Annotated in this window: 1 protein-coding gene; it reads right to left on the bottom strand. The window is 40.5% G+C overall.

Going from position 1 to position 1,507, the window contains the following annotated elements; genetic code table 11:
• Window positions 1-77: 77 nt before the first annotated feature.
• Window positions 78-1,433 (bottom strand): IS1182 family transposase, encoded by a 1,356-nt coding sequence (locus tag SPD53_RS19715; protein ID WP_336253574.1) that lies wholly within the window; start codon window positions 1,431-1,433, stop codon window positions 78-80.
• Window positions 1,434-1,507 lie beyond the last annotated feature (74 nt).

Below are 1,507 nucleotides of genomic sequence, written 5' to 3'. Positions count from 1 at the left end.
GAGTCAATTTCATAATTGCTCTTTTTAAAAATACAAAGACGTACAGAATTTCTAAATTGTATTTTTAAAAACAGAAATCATGCAGTTTGTGATGGATTTAATTGCGCATCGATACGATCCGCGGCGAGCTTTGATGCATTATAAACAAGGGTTACCATGTCAAAATGGACTTTTGCACGCTTTCCCGTACGATAACGAACATTGTTCAATTGGAACCATTCTTTAAGATAGGCGTTCACGCGTTCTACAGCGGTGCGACGTTTGTAAATATTGTCCCATGCTTTGGAACCGCGGGCTGGAGCAGTATACTTCCGAAGGTCTTTCGTTATTTTCATTTTATAAACCTTTTGACAAATGCCCTCATTCGCTAAAGGGCATTCCCTGCATTCTTTTGGGCTCGTGTATTTTAGTGTTTCATATTTGGCATCAAAGCTATCATAACGGTACGAATGCTCACGAAAACATGTTGGGGCAAAGTGTTTGTCGTAACCCAGAAGTTCCCCTTCATTTCGCTTGTTGTATGCAATCACAGATTGTTGTCCCATCCGATGGACTTGCTCGTAAATCGGTTCAAAGTCATAGCCTGCATCCATCGTATTATAACGTAAATTCAGCCCGAAAAAGCGCTCATGAATTCCCTTAAGCAACGGGATGGCAGCCTTCCCATCATTTAGATTTCCTGATGAAAAGAGTGAATCCAAAATATATTGACTGGATGTGCCAACGATTAAGTGAGCTTTGTAGCCAAACCAAAAAACATTTTTTCCTTCCGAGTTCTTCTTTACGCCCCATTTTGGGTCTATGGGAACTTCGGAACGCAACTCCGCTAAAGGAACATCTAATTGTGCTTCTATTTTCTTTTCATATAAAGGCATAGTTGCTTCTTTTTCGGCTTGGTCTTTTAGCCACTGTTCACGCTCTTCTTTTGTTTTGCGCCCACGTTTTTTCTGCTCGGACTTTGGCTTTTCTTCTTTCGGAGGCGCTTGGTCACGAGCTTCAAAATGAGTGGCATCAATGGCAACTGTATCGTCTGTGATAAAGCCTTCTTCAATAGCTTGAAGCACAACTTTTTCTTTTTGTTTCTCCAGTATGTCGCACTCCAGTAATTTCGTCACAAGCCGAGAGTAAGAGGCTTCTGACGGAACGGCATCCGATACGAGGAATCCACAATTTAGTTTAAAAGCAATATCCTCATGGAGACGTTTGATCAGATCTTTAATAGTTGGGATTCGTTCTACATATCTCACAAAACAGGAAATAATCATGGCCGCATAATTTAGTTCTTCAGGTGCACCAAAACGTGACTTTTTAGTTACTGCATGATAGATGGCATCCACATCTATCGTAGAAATAATCGCTTCGTACTTTTGGGTAGGTTCCATGTTGTATAATTCTTGGATGCCAAATAGGCTTGGTTGTCGTATAATGGTCATAAGAAGCACTCCTCCAGTCTTTTTATGGTTTTGTGGATATTACCATTATACAAGATTTGGGGAGGTGCTTCTTT

It is taken from the genome of Oceanobacillus sp. MO10714A, assembly GCF_037072045.1.
Lineage (GTDB): Bacteria > Bacillota > Bacilli > Bacillales > Amphibacillaceae > Oceanobacillus > Oceanobacillus indicireducens.
The sequence above is the reverse complement of the archived record's forward strand: the minus strand, read 5'-3'. Positions and strand labels throughout refer to the sequence as shown.